The organism is Granulosicoccus antarcticus IMCC3135 (assembly GCF_002215215.1).
GTDB classification, from domain to species: domain Bacteria; phylum Pseudomonadota; class Gammaproteobacteria; order Granulosicoccales; family Granulosicoccaceae; genus Granulosicoccus; species Granulosicoccus antarcticus.
The window spans coordinates 1,932,723-1,949,685 of the sequence record NZ_CP018632.1 but is presented as its reverse complement, the minus strand read 5'-3'; the positions used below and the strand labels follow the sequence as shown (position 1 = coordinate 1,949,685).

Here is a 16,963-nt window from a genome sequence, read left to right as displayed (position 1 = left end):
TCGACTGTTCACACAATACCATTTCATCATAGCCTTCGACTTCAGCGAATAGTCCTGCTGGTAAAAACCTCCCTGGACCCGCGAACATGCGCTTTCAAACGGGCCTGATGCACTCTTGACAAGTGTGCAGAGCCTCAGAGGTCGATGGTCCGTGCCCCTGAGGCCTGAGGTAGATCTCTCCTATACTAATACTGTACCAACCAAATTATCCCAGGAGTTGCAGAACGCTTTGAGGCGCTGAGTTAGCCTGAGACACCATGGCATTACCCGCTTGCTGCAGAATCTGTGAACGAGTCATATTCGCAGTTTCTACCGCGAAATCAGCATCCACGATACGGCCACGTGCTGCCGCCTGGTTTTCCATACCTATTTGTAGATTATTGATGGCACTTTCAAAACGACTTTGAACCGCACCGAAGTTTGCTCGTGAAGTAGTGACTTCATCGATCATCAAATCAATTGCTGTAATAGCATCAGAAGCAGCAGTAACGGTTGATACAGTTCCACTCGTTGCGGCTATTGTTGTCAATGAAATGGACAGAGTGTTGTTCGAAGCGTTGTTGGCTCCAACCTGGAAAACCACTTCAGAACCTGAGTCGTTTAATACAGCTTGACCGTTATAAACGGTGGTTTCCCCAATTCGTGTAATCTCTTCATTCAATTGCTGAAACTCAGCATCCAGGTTAGCCCTGTCAGATTCTGAGTTGGTGCCATTTTTGGACTGAATCGCCAATTCACGCATGCGTTGCAGCATGTTGCCCGCTTCCTGCAATCCACCTTCAGCAGTCTGAGCCAGAGAAATACCATCATTGGCGTTTCGAATGGCGACATTCATACCTCGCACCTGAGTATTCATGCGCTCAGCGATAGCAAGCCCCGCCGCATCATCTTTAGCGCTGTTGATTCGTAGTCCGGAGCTGAGACGCTCCATCGAGGTCGATAGTGATGACTGTGACTTGGAGAGATTTCTCTGGGCCGTCAGTGACATGACGTTCGTGTTGATTGTTTGTGCCATTTTAATTTATTCCTGTATCGAAGAGTTCCCTGTTTGAAGAGATGTGGCGCCTTCTCCTGAAGTAGTACATTACTGAACACTGCACACATAAAAAGTTTATCGGATGTTACGGTGTCTTCCTGTAGAGAACTACCTCAAGTTACGAGAACAGCACTCGGCAATGACATTGCTATTACGTACACTGCTTGCTATTCATCACAGTTCACAGCAATGGAACGCCTCTCTATAACGATGCGGTCACACCCGATGTCCTTCCTTGTCTTCAAAATCAGAGTTGGCACGGAACTCAATAATATTGTCAGTAGTCGAAGTCAAAAGTGCAGATTTTCGCTCCAGAAAGCACAAACACGAGCCCAGGCAGACTGAGTTAATGTGCGGGATTTCACTACATGTTTTGAACCCAGGTGAGCTCTCTGGATATGCTGCAACAGACTTAAAATCCAGCCTGAGATAATTCCAGCTCGAACCTACCTCTCATCAACATGGCGGTATCAACACGCGTTGATTGAGAATGATGGCGAGGATCAACTCGTTTTCAGACGGCGGCAGTCAGTCTGGACGCATAATCCCTGGCCCTCGATAGCGGGCGACATGAGACAAGCTCTGCTTTCATGTTCAACAGTGTTCAAGCAACTCTGCCAGTGGAAGAACGCCAGCACGTGTTCGCTTGTCTATTGAGCGAATCTGCCACTACTTGAACAATGCAGGCTCACTTGACCGGGTGGTGCGAGGCATTGTTGTGTTTCTCGATACCGCAAACTTATCAGTATGCAGAGAACATCATTGCGTCTATTTACGAGATAAATTCAATTAGTACAATACAAATATGAACTTCCTATCATCACACTCCATCGCTTGATAAACACTTCAGGGGCACAAGGCCCCTGAAGCAGCTTCGAGCCTGTATCAGTTACTTACTATCCCAGGAGCTGCAGAACGCTCTGAGGCGCAGAGTTGGCCTGAGACACCATGGCATTACCCGCTTGCTGCAGAATCTGCGAACGAGTCATATTCGCAGTTTCTACCGCGAAATCCGCATCCACGATACGGCCACGTGCTGCGGCCTGGTTTTCCATACCTACTTGCAGGTTATTGATGGCACTTTCAAAACGACTTTGAACCGCACCGAAATCAGCACGTGAACTAGTGACCTCATCGATCATCGTATCAATAGCGTCAATAGCCGCGGCCGCACCAGCAACAGATGTTACGTTTTCGGTCATTGATGCAATTGCCGTCAGTTCAATAGACAGCGTATTGTTCGAAGCGTTATTGGCTCCAACCTGGAAAACAACGGCAGCACCAGCCGATGCGTTCAACACAGACTGACCGTTATAGACGGTAGTCTCACCAATTCGTGTGATCTCTTCATTCAATTGCTGAAATTCAGCATCCAGGTTAGCTCTGTCTGAATCCGAGTTAGTACCGTTCTTGGACTGAACAGCCAGTTCCCGCATACGTTGCAGCATGTTGCCCGCTTCCTGCAGTCCACCTTCAGCAGTCTGAGCCAGCGAAATACCATCGTTGGCGTTTCGAATGGCCACATTCATACCTCGAACCTGAGTATTCATGCGCTCGGCGATAGCAAGGCCGGCCGCATCATCCTTGGCACTGTTGATTCGCAAGCCGGAACTCAAGCGTTCCATAGAAGTTGACAATGAGGACTGTGACTTGGAGAGATTTCTCTGAGCCGTCAGTGACATGACGTTCGTATTGATTGTTTGAGCCATTCTCTTTATACCTGTAGTTGGAAGAGTTCCCTGTTTAAAGAGATGCGCCGCCTTCTCCTGAAGTAGTTCAATGAAGAACATTGTGCGCATGGAGTGGCTATCGGATGCAGCTTGCTTTTTCTGTAAGGAACCACGTCAAGTTATGAGAACAGAACTCGAAAATAATGCTCGATATTTTTCATATTTACGGATTAGTTAGTGCACGAAAAGTATTGCTCAGCGTTTTACTCTATTAAGTCAATTAATAAAATCCAGGAAACCGAAGCATACTTGATTGATTTCCCATATATGGATAGTGATCGCCTCACCTGCCCTATCGCAAATTTATTGTGCATTGCATGTTCGTGGTTTTTACGTGCAAAAAACATATTCATCATTTTCGCCTGATTCTTTGGGATACAGCCATTGGCAACATCAATGGCGGCCTAAACACCTCATATCTACGTATTCATACCGCTGAAATTTGCGAATTCTGTTCTCGGAATTTGACGTAGTTCCCTACAGAAAGAGGCCGCTGCATCCGATACCTACTCCATGCGCACAATGTTCTTCAATGAACTACTTCAGGAGAAGGCGGCGCATCTCTTTAAACAAGGAACTCTTCCAACTACAGGTATATACGAGAATGGCTCAAACAATCAACACGAACGTCATGTCACTGACGGCTCAGAGAAACCTCTCCAAGTCACAGTCCTCACTGTCAACCTCTATGGAACGCTTGAGTTCCGGCTTGCGAATCAACAGCGCCAAGGATGATGCGGCTGGCCTTGCTATTGCCGAGCGTATGAATACCCAGGTTCGAGGTATGAATGTCGCCATTCGAAATGCGAACGATGGTATCTCTCTGGCTCAGACTGCTGAAGGTGGATTGCAGGAAGCGGGCAACATGCTGCAACGCATGCGAGAGCTAGCTGTTCAGTCCAAAAACGGCACCAACTCTGACTCTGACAGACTCAACCTGGATGCTGAATTTCAGCAATTGAATGAAGAGATCACACGAATTGGTGAGACTACTGTTTATAACGGTCAGTCTGTGCTGAATGCCGCATCAGGTGCTGAGGTGGTTTTCCAGGTTGGAGCCAACAACTCGACGAACAACACACTGTCTATCTCACTGACAGCAATTGCATCAATGGTCCAGGATGTAACAACCGTTAGTGCCGCCGCATCGGCCATCACTGCAATCGACACAATGATAGATGATGTTACTTCTTCACGTGCAGATTTCGGTGCGGTCCAGAGTCGTTTTGAAAGTGCCATCAACAATCTGCAGATTGGTATGGAAAACCAGGCAGCAGCACGTGGTCGTATCGTGGATGCTGACTTCGCGGTAGAAACTGCCAACATGACTCGTTCGCAGATTCTGCAGCAAGCCGGTAATGCCATGGTGTCTCAGGCCAACTCTGCGCCTCAGAGCGTTCTGCAGCTCCTGGGATAATACGGATAACGATTCGAATCTACCTCAGGAGCATTGACTCCTGAGGCTCTCGCCACTCGTCAAGAGGGTATGAAAAATGATTACAGCAGCTGGAGTAGGCTCAGGAATAGATGTCGAAAGCATCTTGACGCAGCTTGACGCAATTGAACGCCAACCGGTGGACAAACTCAACGTCAAGCGTGCAGCGCTTGATGTTGAGTTAAGTGCGTACGGCACAGTCAAGAGTGCACTGAGTGGTTTCAATACAGCCGTTGATACCATGGCGAGTGATGAAAAGTTCGGAGCGTTTGTCGCCACCAGTAGTGATGAGGAGGTATTTACTGCCGTATCCTCTGGTGGCGATATACCGGAGAATCTTGATGTAGAAGTATTGGCACTTGCAACCAATCACAGGCTATCCAGTGAATCGTATGCATCCGAGGAGGCGGCGGTAACCCAGGGAACCATGAAGTTCTCTTCAGGTGACAATCAATTCGAAATAGTCATTGATAACGGCAACTCTACCTTGCTGGCATTACGTGACGCCATCAATGACTCAATAGACAATACAACTGTCTCTGCGAGCATCATCAATGTAGATGGCGGCAGCCGCATGATTCTGACCGCAAAGGATTCTGGTACTGAAGGGAAAATTGATGTCACACGTGCCGGAGCCAATACCGATGCCGGTTTTACCGAAGTTACTGAAGCAACTGATGCCAGCCTGATAGTTCACGGATTTTCGGTTACAAGCTCCTCCAATACTATATCCGACGTGATCGAAGGTGTGACTCTCAACCTGACAGGCGTAGGAAAATCGACACTGAGTACCGCCCGCGATACGACATCCTTGCGAGAATCTGTTGACGAGTTTGTGGTGAAATACAACTCGATGGTCAGCACTCTGAACAATCTTTCCGATACAGAACTGCAAGGTGACCAACTACCAAGTGGTGTTGAATCTCGCATACGATCCGCCTTCCTGGATGAGATTGATCTAGGCAACGGAGACAGCACGACCGCTCGTGAAATGGGCTTTACTTTTGATCGTTACGGAACACTGAGTGTTGATGACACTTCGTATAACAGCGCACTGGATGACGGCGTCAGTCGTTTCGTAGAAGCCTTTGCCAAATCCGATTCGGGTCTTGCTGCACGATTTGGAGATCTTGTCGATGAATATACGGGAGCTGGCGGCATTCTCTCCATCAGAGAAGATGGCGTTGCAACACGCCAAAGTAATATTGACGATCAGATAGATCGGCTTGAATACAGGCTGGATAAAATCAGCACCCGTTTGAGAGCCCAGTTTACAGCCATGGATCTGGTTGTTACGAACCTTAACAATACAAGTGGGTATCTCGCCAGTCAACTAGGAAACTTCGACTACTAGTCAAAATGACAATACAAGCATACAAATCTGTCCGACGTTCTACTCTTGTTGAAGGTGCTTCGCCTCATCAACTGATAACGATGTTGTACGACGGTGCCATTAGTAATATTGCCATCGCAAGGCAGCATATTGCCAATAATAATCGGGATCAAATGCATCGACATATCGACAAGAGTGTCGCGATCGTTCAAGAATTACAGGCAAGCCTCAAGGATTATGAAAGCAATGAGCTCGCGGGAAATCTTTTCGAGCTCTACAGTTATATTGTTAATACCATGATTGCAGCCAATCAAAACCGGGACGATGAAGGCCTTGTCACCTGTTCCAACCTGATTAGTATTCTTCGTGATGCATGGCAAGCGATTGCCCCAGAGCAAGTAGCGGCATGAGCCCTTCCCTGTCCATTGAACAGCTAAGACAACTGAAAGTCATAATGCAATCCATGTTGTCGGAAGCGAGCAATGCGAACTGGCAGGAACTGTCCAGACTGGATAGCGAACGGCGAGTACTGATTAACTACAAGGCAGCTACGTCTGTTGAGCGCAAGATTCTCGGTAACCCAGCATCACAAAACGCCCAGCAACAACAGTCCGAGATAGACAACGGGTCAGGCTCTACTGACCGGTTGAACAATTCACAACGCATGCGTTTACTACCCTCACTGGGTAGTGCCCATTCGGCGAAACCCTCACCCTCTGATCTTGAGTACCAGGCATTGAGTGCTGAATTGACAGCAATTGACAAGAGGATCTCAAGCACCGTACAAGAAGCCCGAAAAGTCCTTCTGGAGCAGACTCGCGGTCTGAAAGCCCAAGTAAGTGCCAAGAAAGGCTACGAGCAGACAAAAACCATGAAGGTCTCCAGCTACAGTTAGTTGGCGTAACACCAACGGGAATAGAAAAAACGCAATGCTGGCATATACGGACCATACCTCCTCATGACAAGAAAAGCGGCCACTGAGGCAAACCTTGCACGGCCTGAAATAGAAGCTACTCCCGCCATTCTGTCAGGTATGCAGCCGGCCTATCGTCATCGACGAACAGGTGAATCTCACCTGTCTCAGTCTACGCCTGGCGTACCAGACTCTGTGTATGCCTTTATAGGTTTGCCGGATGAATGGATCGTTGAACGCGATTCTGACGGCGAACCCCTGGCTCTGCACCCCGACATCATTGCGGGATACTGGCGCGATGCAAAATTCATTGCTCTGGGGCAGCTTACCCAAATGCCGCTGGACGCGTGATAAACACCGCCGTTTTCGTTTGCTTGTTAGTCAACATTTGACGACTATTCTGTCTGCGGCAAGAAAAAACGCGTATATCATGGCATCGCACATTATCAATGTGCGCCATCAAATGACGAAAGCGACGTAGCTTTCTGTGGGAAATATAGATTCTTGTATCCCCGTTTACCCCGCCGAATCAGGGATCTGATACAGGTTCTCAGTACACTCCTGGATGGAGCTGAAGGAATTGGAACTACTTGATCTGATCCGTTCCAATCCTTATAACGTGAGTAGAATCAGGTATTACGCGCTTTCTGCAGTTGAATCTGCTGCAACTTCGCCATATGGCGAATGATCGCTTCTGTATCGTCCGGGTGAATCTGAGAGTACTGTGTCGACACCAGAAAATCCTTGGTCCCCTTTTTTGATTTGGGTTGATCGTAGCGTTCCACCCGTATAACCTCGGCAATGGCGACCAACTGGATCCCAATAGTGGATAGCAGCATTCCCAGTTCCAGCTTCTGACCTACATCGAACTCCTCATCAGAGTGGAACTGTAATCCTGATGCAGACAGGTTGACTAATGTTTCTGTGTCAGCATCATCAGACTCTATATCATGATCGTTGGAAAGCCTGGAGGCCAGCTGTGCGATCTGTGTCTCGAGATGTTCCAGGTACTCTGCAACTTCCGGGTCACGGCTTCGGATCTTCAGTAATTTCGGCAGCCATACTTCGGTCTGATTACGCAGATGGGATTTGAGACAATAGCGCATCCGAAAGGCATCAAAATCTGGAAGTATTTCTTCCAGGTGCTCCTCATCAGCAAGCTTCACATGCAGCTTCATGTTGTCGTTCAGCCTGAACCCTTCTCGTCGGTTATCAGTCGCTGACATCAGTATTCTTCCTCAGGATCAGGCACGCCAATATTTATCTCAATCCGGCGATTCTTCGCACGGTTCTCTGGACTATCGTTATCAGCAATCGGCTGAGTATCAGAATATGCTCTAATCTCTATCCGAGCAGGGTCAGTCATGCGTATCTCTGACAAGTAGTGCACCACTGAAGCTGCACGTGCTGCCGACAAGACCCAATTGGATGGATAGTTTGAAGTCGAAATAGGCACATTGTCGGTATGACCTGCGACAATAATGCGCCCCTCAGACTCATCAAGAAGAGTTTGAAGCTTATCCAGCACTGGCATGAAACTGCGCTGCAGAGTTGCACTTCCGGAAGGGAAGGAATCTGCTTCACGCACGCGGATCATGACGCCATCGCCACTGACGATGACCTCAAGTAGCTCTCTCTCAATCTCGTCTTGCAGGCTTTCTTCAATTTTAGACAGAAGCTCGGCAACGGCCTCAGGGACATCGGGGTTGATCTTCAGCTCCGCCTTTGAATCATCAGCGGTCTGCTGCTTCATGATTTTCATGATAGAGGGATCAGGCTTGCCAGGTGAGAACTCCTGCTTGATAACAGATGTGCCACGAGGAATCGTATCGGCCTTGACCTCACGCTGAACACCGAATGCGAATTTCATGGATCCGGCGACCTGTTTGTACTTCTGAATGTCCATCTCGGAGAATGAGAGTAACAGAACAAAGAAACACATTAGTAGCGACATGAGATCAGCGAAGGTCGCCATCCATGCTGGCGCCCCTGCTTCACATTCTTCGCATTCGCAATCGTCGTCCATCAGAGTCTATTTCCAGGCCTAAGGGCTTACTTGCTCAACGCTGCTTCGCGCTTGCTTTCAGGTAGATAGGCGGTCAGTAACTGTTGAAGTACGCGAGGATTTACTCCTTCCTGGATACCGGATACCGACTCCAGAACCAGTAACTTGTTCAGCCTTTCATCACTGCTGATTGCTTTCAACTTTGCTGCGATAGGCAAGGCAATCGCATTCGCTATTATCGCGCCGTATAGCGTTGTCAACAGGGCTACGGCCATTGCTGGTCCAATCGATTTCGGATCATCCATATTGGCCAACATCTGTACCAGACCAATGAGTGTTCCGATCATGCCCATCGCGGGTGCAGCTTCAGCAATGGATTTGAACATCTGCACTCCGGTATTCTGACGCTGCAATTCCAGATTTATATCCTTCGAGAGCATTTTCTGCACTATTTCTATGGAATGGCCGTCTATGCACATCTTCACGCCATTTTCCAGAAACGGGTCGGTGATGTCATGACCTTCCAACGCAAGGATTCCCTCTTTGCGTGCAACGTCAGCCAATGTCACAGCCTCTTCTATCAAGGCTTCCGGCGAAATCGACTTGTGCATAAAGGCCCGCAATGTAACTTTGAACGAGCCGAAAAATTGCGACAACGATATCTGGCACAAACTCACCATGAAGGTGCCACCCACAACTACAACGATACTCGGTACGTTAACAAACGTACTGACGCTGCCGCCCAGGAAGATCGAGGACATGATTACAGCCAAAGCGCCGAACAATCCAAGCAGTGTAGCGATATCCATTTATCATTCACTCCCGGCCCATGTATCCAGAGACTCGGTTTCGGCTTCAGTTTCCATAACAGAGCCACTTCCACCATGCAGAGCAAAGATCAACGCCGCCTCGTCTGAAGACAGACCGTGCCGTAGAATCAGTGTAGCCATATCACATCCTTTTTTTGCATCACTGATGGCAAGTTGATGACGATCATCAGATCCGTGATAGACCTCGCGCTGATGCACGTCTGTAGCTAATTGATCAACTCGTTTTTGCATGTTGCCCTGCAACTCCACCATCGAATGAAGACTGATTTCAATCCGGTCCAGCTGCTCTCGCTGGGAATTCATCTGGCCGTGAAAGCCCAGTAGTCGCGAGTACATCACCGTACAAATGACACCCACCATGGCTATCAGCCCCATACAGACGATAATTAGTCCATTCATGGGAGAGCTCGCACGGAGCCGGCAACATCCTCGACTGACTCTTCAAACAAATCACTGGTAGGTTGAACAAGGCGATGTAGCCAATGATCATCCACCGATTGTTCGATGCGTCGTCTCATAGCAACGGCCGTCGCGATCAAAACTGAAGCGTCTGCCCTCTGTAATGGGCGCTGTACACTGGCGGAGTCTGACCAGTATGCGACGGGCAAATCATGTCGAATGATGGCATTGAGCAGTTCTCCCAACCGTGCACTGGTGTCCAGATTGGTCAGAACGCAGTGCATGGGGCGTCCTACACAGTGCTTTGCTATCAGAGCTTCAGCAGTGGCTGCCTGAGTTATCGAAGGCAAAGCAAACAAATGCCTGACCGAATCCTGGTTGTCCGGACGCATCAGGCCCGGAGGCAATTCCAGAGTGCGTTCAGCCATTGGCAACGTATGGTCGATCAATACCAGACGCTTGTGTTTGAAGGCCGTCGTCAGACTTGCCAACTCGGCAGAATCATGCGCGTGCACCGTCGGTACTCCCAACAGGCGACCGTAGGCCTGTAGCTCCTCGAATGCCCCGATACGCCTTGTATCAGCACAAATGATGACAATGGATTGATTATCGAACTTTCTGACATGTTCTGTGGCCAGCTTGATCAAGGCTGTGGTCTTCCCCCCCCCTGGTGGCCCATACAAGACGGTAACACCTGGCACTGAGAACGTTTTGTCGTGCGCAATCGACAATGAAGATTTCAACATGGCGAATGATTGTCTTAACGCCATATCTACGGATAGATCCGGAGACGTTTTCTCTACCAGCCTGACGGCCAGCTCAGCTCCGATGCCTAGAGACAGCAATTGTTGTAGGTGCAAACTGCGATTGGGGGCCTTGCTCCCCCACAAGTTGACTTCCAGACTTCTGAAATGCTGATTGAACATTTCGGTCTGCGCTTCAAGCGCTGCGCCCAGCGAAGCCAGTGTCTGCTCTCCAGCAGGTCTGCTCTTCTGAGAGCTTAAGCTTTCGCTACGCCTGGACCCCAAATCTGTGACACTGCTGTCAACTCCATTGGCACGCCCGTGTGTGGCCAGTGAAGGCTTGATCCCCTTCAAAGACAATGAGTCTGCATCCGAGGAATTGAAATTCTGTCTGTGGCCCGATATCGAAACGGTGTCATCAGAGACCGAGCGAGGTGCATCAACACCTTCTGCACCATTTCGAATAGTCTCAAGTGCCCGTGCAGTCGACGAGGCCGACATGGTCTCATCTGCACCAGCGATTTCAGCCATGGAATCGGCGTTAATCAGCACCGGCCCCATGTGTTGCTCATGGGTTCCACTCAGTGATTTTGAAGCATAAGCCTGTTGACTCTGATCAGCTCTGCCCGCCAGTGCTGCGACGGGGATCCCGTCCACACTGGAGTCAACCATCTCTGATACCTCATCCAGCTGGCCTGTAGCGATAATCTCAACCTGATCGCCGACTCTGCGATTAGACAGAATGATGGCGTCATCACCCAAGGCCTGGCGCACGGAAGCCAGCGCAGCAGGGGTACTATCAGCAGTAAATCTTCTCAGTTGCATGTCTGGTATCTAGTTGGGTTGGCGACGGGGATTTAACGAACGAACATCAGGCAATTGATTCGCCACCGATATTCGCTATTACCTTCAACCTCTTGTTTTCGGCAATCTCGTTGTAGGCCAGGACCTTCAATAGGGGAATTGTGTGACGAACCATACCTGCCAACCAAGGCCTGAGCTTGGGACTGACCAGAAGCACTGCAGGCTCGTCATTGACCTCCTGTCTATGCACACTGTCGGCCAATGACTGGTAGAGGCGTTCAGCAAGACCTGGCTCAATTCCCAATCCTCCGCTGTTTTCCGATGCCACCGAATTCAGGCAGAGTTTTTCAAGTTCTGCATCCAGAGTTATAACAGGCAGAGTTTCCTCGAATGAGGTCAGCTGCCCGGTAATCTGGCGCCGCAGTGCGACTCTGACAGCTGCGGTCAGGTCTTGCGAGTCAGTTGTATGTGTGCCCTTCTCCGCCAGCGTTTCGGCGATGGAGCGCATGTCTTTGACGGGTATACCTTCATCAAGCAGATTCTGTAACACTTTGACCACCGTCGGTAAAGGCAACATCTTTGGCACTAGATCTTCAACCAGTCTCGGAGCACTCTTCTTGAGTGTGTCCAATAGAGACTGTACTTCCTGATGACCAAGCAAACTGCCGGCGTGTTGCATGAGTAACTTACTCATGTGCGTCGCTATAACCGTGCCCGGATCGACAACGGTGTAACCTAATGCCTGCGCACTATCGCGCTGGTCCACCCGTATCCAAACCGCGTCCATGCCATAGGCAGGATCCTTGGTGTTTATGCCCTGTAGCGCACTGCTCTCGATTCCACTACCAATAGCCAATTCCTTGTCGGCATAAAGATCTGCCTCGCCTTCAGTCACACCCAGAATGGAAATCCGATAGCGTGTTGGGGGCAGATCAAGGTTATCCCGAATGTGTACGGGATGAATCAGAAAGCCCAGCTCCTCTGTGAGCTTGCGACGTACCGCCTTGATTCTGTCCGGCAGCTTACCGCCCTGCCGTGCATCCACCAGCGGAATCAGACCAAAGCCAACCTCAAGTCCCAGAATATCGGTAGTACGAACGTCATCCCAACTCAGCTCCGCAGGCTTGTCGGGCCTGGCAACCACTTCCTCGACCTCCTCCTTTTCTTTGTATTTGTCTCGTGTGTACCAGGCGTACGTTCCCAGACCAGCACCCAGAGTCAAAAATACGAGATTCGGCATGCCCGGAACAACACCCAGTGCCCCAATAAGCACAGCCGTAAGGACCAGTGCACGTTGATCTTTGAACAGTTGCAAGGATATCTGCTCGCCCATGTCTTCGGCGGCAGAGACTCGAGTAACGATGACGGCCGTCCCCATGGACAGAAGCAATGAGGGGATCTGTGCAACAAGACCATCACCAATCGTCAACAATGTGTAGTTATGGGCGGCTTCGCCAAAACTGAGTCCATGCTGACCAACACCTACTGCCAGGCCTCCGATGATGTTTATGAACAGCACCAGTAAGCCAGCGATCGCGTCGCCTTTGACGAATTTGCTTGCACCATCCATCGAACCATAGAAATCTGCTTCACGACCGATATCGGCTCGGCGCTGACGTGCCTCATCCTGATCGACCAGACCGGCATTCAGATCAGCATCGATAGCCATCTGCTTGCCAGGCATGGCATCAAGAACAAAGCGTGCACTAACCTCAGACACACGCCCTGCACCTTTGGTTACGACAACGAAGTTGATGATGACCAGAATCGCAAATACAACAAAACCTACCGCGTAGTTACCACCGATAACAAAATTACCAAAAGATTCGATAACCTGGCCAGCAGAGGCCGTACCGGTATGTCCTTCAAGCAGAACGACACGTGTGGAAGCAATATTTAGCGACAGACGCAACATGGTTGCGACTAGAAGAACTGTGGGAAAGGAAGAAAATTCTAATGGTCGGCTCGTATATACCGTTACCAGTAGTACGATCAGCGAAAGCGCGATATTGAAGGTGAACAATAGATCGAGACCGATTGTCGGTATCGGCAATACCATCATTACCAGCATCAGCAGCACCAGGAACGGTGCGCCTAAACCGGTAAATTGCAATTCCCTTAAAAAACGTCTTGTGTTCTGCATGCTCACAAATCACCCCAACCTATTCATATGACAACGGCCCGAATCAACGGTAACTGGTCTATCTGGTCTATTCGGTACGTCAAGTTTTGTTCGAGGCTGATTCCATTCCAGAGCACTACCGAACAGGTGGTAAGTACGGTAGGACTTCACACTCATGTACATTCCGAACTAGCGTTTCTTATCCTGCATCGATTCAGGTACCGGCAAATCAGTGGGTGGTACCAATCGTCGCTGTTCAGGGAAACTCATTTGTTTTACCTGCAGCACGTAGGCCAATACCTGTGCGACCGCAAGATATAATTCAGATGGAATGGTTTCACCCACTTCGCTGTTGCGATACAGCGCACGGGCCAATGGTGGTGCACTAAAAATGGACACATTGGCCTCTTTTCCGATTTCCCGGATTTTCAGAGCCATATGGTCCACGCCCTTCGCCACGACCACAGGGGCTACCGAGTCTTCGCTGTACTTGAGTGCAATCGAAAAGTGTGTCGGATTAACAATGATGACGTCAGCATCTGGCACATCCGCCAGCATGCTCTTGTTTGCCATGGCGTATTGCATCTGGCGTACTTTCGCCTTTACCTCGGGGTTACCCGACTGCTCCTTGCTCTCATCACGCACTTCCTGCATCGTCATACGTAACTTCTTGGCGTGTTGCCATTTTTGATACGGCACATCAATCAGAGCCACCAGGCTCAAGGAAAGCACAAGTATCAAAATGATCGAAAAGATGATTCCGAAACATTTGTTGATAGCCTGCTCCAGAGGCAAACGACCCAGGCTGAGAAAATCATCTACATTCGCCCTGAAAAGCAATACAGAAATCCCGCCCAGCAAGATGACCTTCAGCAGCGCTTTCAGCAACTCGGCCAGGCCCTGTATACCAACCATTCGCTTCAATCCAGTGAGCGGATTCATCTTGCTGGGATCAACCTTCAGCGAAGAGGCCGCAAATACCCAGCCGCCCATGCACAACGGACCGATAAAAACTGCCAGAAACATCAGCACAAGGAACGGACCGGAGATCCACAAAGCCTCTACGAATGGCGTATGCAGGCCATTCAGAATAACCTGATCGGAAAACAATCGTTCACGATCGATCTTCCATTGATTACTCGCCATCTCCTTGTAGGCATTGACACCATTGCTGCCAAGAATGGCAAATCCAATCAATGAAGCCAGTAGCATCAGTACCGTATTGAGTTCCTTCGATCGAGGAACATCTCCCTTTTTACGCGCATCGGCCAGACGTTTCGGACTCGCGTCTTCTGTGCGATCCTGTCCGCTATCCTGTTGTCCGGCCACCGCCTTAGCTCCTCAAAAATTCGACTATGGTTAACTGCGACATGCGCAGTAAAGACTCGAAAGCCGCCTGAAACGTCGGCAATGTCAGAAGAATCGACAGAAACCCGACGGTCATCGTGATTGGAAATCCGACCGAAAACAGGTTAAGTTGAGGTGCCGCTCGAGTAATGACCCCCATGACCAGGTTGGTTGTCAGCATGGCTGTCAGTGCGGGCAGAGCAATAGACAACGCCCCCTTGAAGATGATGGCGGCCCATGAGACGAGCAACCATAACGCACCTTCACCCAGAGACTGCCCTATCGGCAGTACGGTGAAACTGCCATTTATCAACATTATTATGGAATGATGACCGTCCAACGACAGAAACAATAAAGTTGCCATGATCACATAGAATTGACTGACTGTCGGTACCTGACTACCATTCTGCGGATCGTTCAGCATCGCAAACCCCAACCCCATCGTGACGGCAATGGTCTCCCCTGCCATCGTCACAGCGTTGAAAACAATCAACACCACCAGCCCCATCGCAACCCCTATCAGTAGTTGTTGGGCCGAGATCACAATACTGTCAACCGACAGAGGATCAACCTGCGGCATCGGGCCTAGTGAAGGCACCACGACAATGGTCAATATAAAAGCAAGCCCGACCCTTACGCGTACTGGAACTTCACCACCACCAAGCACCGGCAAAATGGACATCGCACCGGCTATTCGAATTAGCGGCCATATGATCAACCCCACATAGCTGTTGATCTGTTCTGCGGAAAAGCTCAGGGCCGACATCAGCCACCCAACACTCGGGGAACTGTCTCAACAATAAGCTCTGAGGTATAGTCAAGAATCGTCTGTAACAGCCACGGACCCGTTGCGATCAGCACGATAACCATGGACAAGAGCTTGGGGATGAAACTCAAGGTCTGTTCATTGATCTGAGTTGCGGCCTGAAAAAGCCCCACAACCAAACCTGTCAACAGAGCTGCCAGCAACAAGGGAGCACTGAGCATCACGGTCACCGTCAAGGCTCCCCGCCCCAGATCAATAACCATATCAGGTGTCATGAGATAAAAAAACTTCCAGCCAGTGTTCCCAATACCAGATTCCACCCGTCCACAAGCACGAATAGCATCAATTTGAATGGCAGCGAAATGATCAATGGCGACAGCATCATCATACCCATGGACATGAGCACACTTGCCACGACCAAATCGATAATCAGGAACGGTATGAAAAAGAGAAAACCTATCTGAAAAGCAGTTTTCAACTCACTAGTGACAAAAGCCGGTAACAGCACCCAGTAGGAAATATCATCCACACCCGCCGGTGGCGGTGAGTTGGATATGTTGAGAAAAAGCTGCAGATCGTTATCACGGGTTTGCTGAGTCATGAATTTTCTAAAAGGCTCGGCCGCCACTTGAATAGCAGTCTCAGCACTGATTTGTTCCGCCATGAATGGCTTGACCGCCGTTTCATGCACTTCCTCAAACACAGGACGCATGACAAACAGTGTAAGAAACAACGCCAGGCCAATAAGAACCTGATTGGAAGGGGTTGTCGGCGTGCCCATGGCGGTACGTAGTATCCCCAGCACAATGGTGATGCGTGTGAAAGACGTCATCAATAACAATATCGTTGGCAGCAGCGCCAGCGTTGTCATGAGGATCAGTGCCTGGATATTCAAACTCCAGGTCTGTCCACCGCCCTCGGTCGAATCGAGCACGATCCCGGGCAAACCCGATTGTGAATAGGCTGGCAAGGGGAGCAAAAGCACAGCGAGCAATCCACCCGCAAGGAGGCAGGAGAACTTTGCGCGGCTGATCGAGTGAGTGCGGACAGTCCGTCCCGATTTCTCAGTGACTTTCATCAGTCGGCAACCTGCCGTTTCAGTGCAGCACTGAGCTTTTGTCGAAAATCCCCTATCTCTGCAGTGCCATTATTACTCAGAGGAGTTGTCAGTACATGCAGGGTGTTTATCTGGGTAGCCGTAACACCGAGCACTAACTGAGCATCGCCAGCCTGTACCACCACCACACGTTCTCGCTGCCCCAGCGATAGAGCTCCGACGACTTTAAGACCACTGTGAATGACACCCCTGGCTCCCTGCAACTGCCGCATGACGCGTGCAAATACCCAGAACACCAGCAATACCAGTATCAGCGCAATAGCCAGTTTTCCCAGAGTAGCTAGCGGCGATATGACCACGTTACCAGTCTCCGCTGCAAACGCCGAGTCACAGAACCAGCCCGCACCGATCAGCGCAATACGCGCCGTAACAAGACGGAACAT

General features: G+C 49.8%; 18 protein-coding genes. 5 read left to right on the top strand and 13 right to left on the bottom strand.

All coding sequences use genetic code 11. The features are described from left to right. Positions 1-205: 205 nt before the first annotated feature. The gene (locus tag IMCC3135_RS08350) at positions 206-1,015 is read right to left on the bottom strand and encodes a flagellin N-terminal helical domain-containing protein (RefSeq protein ID WP_088917189.1); all 810 of its coding nucleotides are present in this window, start codon (positions 1,013-1,015) and stop codon (positions 206-208) included. Positions 1,016-1,932: 917 nt separating this feature from the next. Next, positions 1,933-2,745 carry a flagellin N-terminal helical domain-containing protein gene (locus tag IMCC3135_RS08345; RefSeq protein WP_088917188.1) on the bottom strand — a complete coding sequence of 271 codons (813 nt, stop codon included), beginning with the start codon at positions 2,743-2,745 and terminating at the stop codon, positions 1,933-1,935. Between the two features lie 625 nt (positions 2,746-3,370). On the opposite strand from IMCC3135_RS08345, the gene IMCC3135_RS08340 reads away from it, so the two are divergent. The 5 genes from IMCC3135_RS08340 (at position 3,371) to IMCC3135_RS08320 (ending at position 6,798) form a co-directional block, all read left to right on the top strand. Further along, positions 3,371-4,183: a flagellin N-terminal helical domain-containing protein gene (locus IMCC3135_RS08340; protein WP_088917187.1), complete on the top strand. Its 813-nt coding sequence runs from the start codon at positions 3,371-3,373 to the stop codon at positions 4,181-4,183. 76 nt (positions 4,184-4,259) lie between these two features. Continuing rightward, a complete protein-coding gene (gene fliD, locus IMCC3135_RS08335) occupies positions 4,260-5,555 on the top strand; it encodes a flagellar filament capping protein FliD (protein ID WP_088917186.1) in 1,296 nt (431 codons plus the stop codon). Between the two features lie 5 nt (positions 5,556-5,560). Then, positions 5,561-5,944 (top strand): flagellar export chaperone FliS, encoded by a 384-nt coding sequence (gene fliS, locus IMCC3135_RS08330; RefSeq protein ID WP_088917185.1) that lies wholly within the window; start codon positions 5,561-5,563, stop codon positions 5,942-5,944. Then, the gene (locus tag IMCC3135_RS08325) at positions 5,941-6,429 is read left to right on the top strand and encodes a hypothetical protein (RefSeq protein WP_157735850.1); all 489 of its coding nucleotides are present in this window, start codon (positions 5,941-5,943) and stop codon (positions 6,427-6,429) included. The genes fliS and IMCC3135_RS08325 overlap by 4 nt, the downstream gene beginning before the upstream one ends. Before the next feature lie 63 nt (positions 6,430-6,492). Next, positions 6,493-6,798, top strand: coding sequence for a hypothetical protein (locus IMCC3135_RS08320; RefSeq protein ID WP_088917183.1), 306 nt, complete (start codon positions 6,493-6,495; stop codon positions 6,796-6,798). Positions 6,799-7,076: 278 nt separating this feature from the next. On the opposite strand, the gene IMCC3135_RS08315 is transcribed toward IMCC3135_RS08320, so the two are convergent. The 11 genes from IMCC3135_RS08315 to fliO all read right to left on the bottom strand — a co-directional run bounded on the left by IMCC3135_RS08315 (position 7,077) and on the right by fliO (position 16,963). Beyond that, on the bottom strand, positions 7,077-7,673 hold the full coding sequence (locus tag IMCC3135_RS08315) for a PilZ domain-containing protein (protein ID WP_088917182.1): 597 nt from the start codon (positions 7,671-7,673) through the stop codon (positions 7,077-7,079). After that, positions 7,673-8,473 (bottom strand): flagellar motor protein MotB, encoded by an 801-nt coding sequence (locus IMCC3135_RS08310; protein WP_088917181.1) that lies wholly within the window; start codon positions 8,471-8,473, stop codon positions 7,673-7,675. Before IMCC3135_RS08310 ends, IMCC3135_RS08315 begins: the two co-directional genes overlap by 1 nt. Before the next feature lie 26 nt (positions 8,474-8,499). After that, the gene (pomA, locus tag IMCC3135_RS08305) at positions 8,500-9,261 is read right to left on the bottom strand and encodes a flagellar motor protein PomA (RefSeq protein ID WP_088917180.1); all 762 of its coding nucleotides are present in this window, start codon (positions 9,259-9,261) and stop codon (positions 8,500-8,502) included. A 3-nt stretch (positions 9,262-9,264) separates the two neighbouring features. Next, positions 9,265-9,681 carry a hypothetical protein gene (locus IMCC3135_RS08300; protein ID WP_157735849.1) on the bottom strand — a complete coding sequence of 139 codons (417 nt, stop codon included), beginning with the start codon at positions 9,679-9,681 and terminating at the stop codon, positions 9,265-9,267. Beyond that, entirely contained in the window at positions 9,678-11,249 is a 1,572-nt protein-coding gene (locus IMCC3135_RS08295; protein WP_088917178.1) for a flagellar biosynthesis protein FlhF, read from the bottom strand. The genes IMCC3135_RS08300 and IMCC3135_RS08295 overlap by 4 nt, the downstream gene beginning before the upstream one ends. Before the next feature lie 46 nt (positions 11,250-11,295). Continuing rightward, positions 11,296-13,371, bottom strand: coding sequence for a flagellar biosynthesis protein FlhA (flhA, locus tag IMCC3135_RS08290; RefSeq protein WP_088917177.1), 2,076 nt, complete (start codon positions 13,369-13,371; stop codon positions 11,296-11,298). A 168-nt stretch (positions 13,372-13,539) separates the two neighbouring features. Continuing rightward, positions 13,540-14,679: a flagellar biosynthesis protein FlhB gene (flhB, locus tag IMCC3135_RS08285; RefSeq protein ID WP_088917176.1), complete on the bottom strand. Its 1,140-nt coding sequence runs from the start codon at positions 14,677-14,679 to the stop codon at positions 13,540-13,542. A gap of 4 nt (positions 14,680-14,683) precedes the next feature. After that, complete coding sequence (fliR, locus tag IMCC3135_RS08280; protein ID WP_088917175.1) at positions 14,684-15,463, bottom strand: flagellar biosynthetic protein FliR; 780 nt, start codon at positions 15,461-15,463, stop codon at positions 14,684-14,686. Then, a complete protein-coding gene (fliQ, locus tag IMCC3135_RS08275; RefSeq protein ID WP_088917174.1) occupies positions 15,463-15,738 on the bottom strand; it encodes a flagellar biosynthesis protein FliQ in 276 nt (91 codons plus the stop codon). The genes fliR and fliQ overlap by 1 nt, the downstream gene beginning before the upstream one ends. Then, complete coding sequence (fliP, locus tag IMCC3135_RS08270; RefSeq protein ID WP_088917173.1) at positions 15,735-16,541, bottom strand: flagellar type III secretion system pore protein FliP; 807 nt, start codon at positions 16,539-16,541, stop codon at positions 15,735-15,737. The genes fliQ and fliP overlap by 4 nt, the downstream gene beginning before the upstream one ends. Beyond that, positions 16,541-16,963: a flagellar biosynthetic protein FliO gene (gene fliO, locus IMCC3135_RS08265; RefSeq protein ID WP_088917172.1), complete on the bottom strand. Its 423-nt coding sequence runs from the start codon at positions 16,961-16,963 to the stop codon at positions 16,541-16,543. Before fliO ends, fliP begins: the two co-directional genes overlap by 1 nt.

Bases quoted from the DNA above. Each gene is read 5' to 3' on its own strand.
- IMCC3135_RS08350 (WP_088917189.1), bottom strand. From the start codon at position 1,015: ATGGCACAAACAATCAACACGAACGTCATGTCACTGACGGCCCAGAGA.
- IMCC3135_RS08345 (WP_088917188.1), bottom strand. From the start codon at position 2,745: ATGGCTCAAACAATCAATACGAACGTCATGTCACTGACGGCTCAGAGA.
- IMCC3135_RS08340 (WP_088917187.1), top strand. From the start codon at position 3,371: ATGGCTCAAACAATCAACACGAACGTCATGTCACTGACGGCTCAGAGA.
- fliD (WP_088917186.1), top strand. From the start codon at position 4,260: ATGATTACAGCAGCTGGAGTAGGCTCAGGAATAGATGTCGAAAGCATC.
- fliS (WP_088917185.1), top strand. From the start codon at position 5,561: ATGACAATACAAGCATACAAATCTGTCCGACGTTCTACTCTTGTTGAA.
- IMCC3135_RS08325 (WP_157735850.1), top strand. From the start codon at position 5,941: ATGAGCCCTTCCCTGTCCATTGAACAGCTAAGACAACTGAAAGTCATA.
- IMCC3135_RS08320 (WP_088917183.1), top strand. From the start codon at position 6,493: ATGACAAGAAAAGCGGCCACTGAGGCAAACCTTGCACGGCCTGAAATA.
- IMCC3135_RS08315 (WP_088917182.1), bottom strand. From the start codon at position 7,673: ATGTCAGCGACTGATAACCGACGAGAAGGGTTCAGGCTGAACGACAAC.
- IMCC3135_RS08310 (WP_088917181.1), bottom strand. From the start codon at position 8,473: ATGGACGACGATTGCGAATGCGAAGAATGTGAAGCAGGGGCGCCAGCA.
- pomA (WP_088917180.1), bottom strand. From the start codon at position 9,261: ATGGATATCGCTACACTGCTTGGATTGTTCGGCGCTTTGGCTGTAATC.
- IMCC3135_RS08300 (WP_157735849.1), bottom strand. From the start codon at position 9,681: ATGAATGGACTAATTATCGTCTGTATGGGGCTGATAGCCATGGTGGGT.
- IMCC3135_RS08295 (WP_088917178.1), bottom strand. From the start codon at position 11,249: ATGCAACTGAGAAGATTTACTGCTGATAGTACCCCTGCTGCGCTGGCT.
- flhA (WP_088917177.1), bottom strand. From the start codon at position 13,371: ATGCAGAACACAAGACGTTTTTTAAGGGAATTGCAATTTACCGGTTTA.
- fliR (WP_088917175.1), bottom strand. From the start codon at position 15,463: ATGTCGGCCCTGAGCTTTTCCGCAGAACAGATCAACAGCTATGTGGGG.
- fliQ (WP_088917174.1), bottom strand. From the start codon at position 15,738: ATGACACCTGATATGGTTATTGATCTGGGGCGGGGAGCCTTGACGGTG.
- fliP (WP_088917173.1), bottom strand. From the start codon at position 16,541: ATGAAAGTCACTGAGAAATCGGGACGGACTGTCCGCACTCACTCGATC.
- fliO (WP_088917172.1), bottom strand. From the start codon at position 16,963: ATGTTCCGTCTTGTTACGGCGCGTATTGCGCTGATCGGTGCGGGCTGG.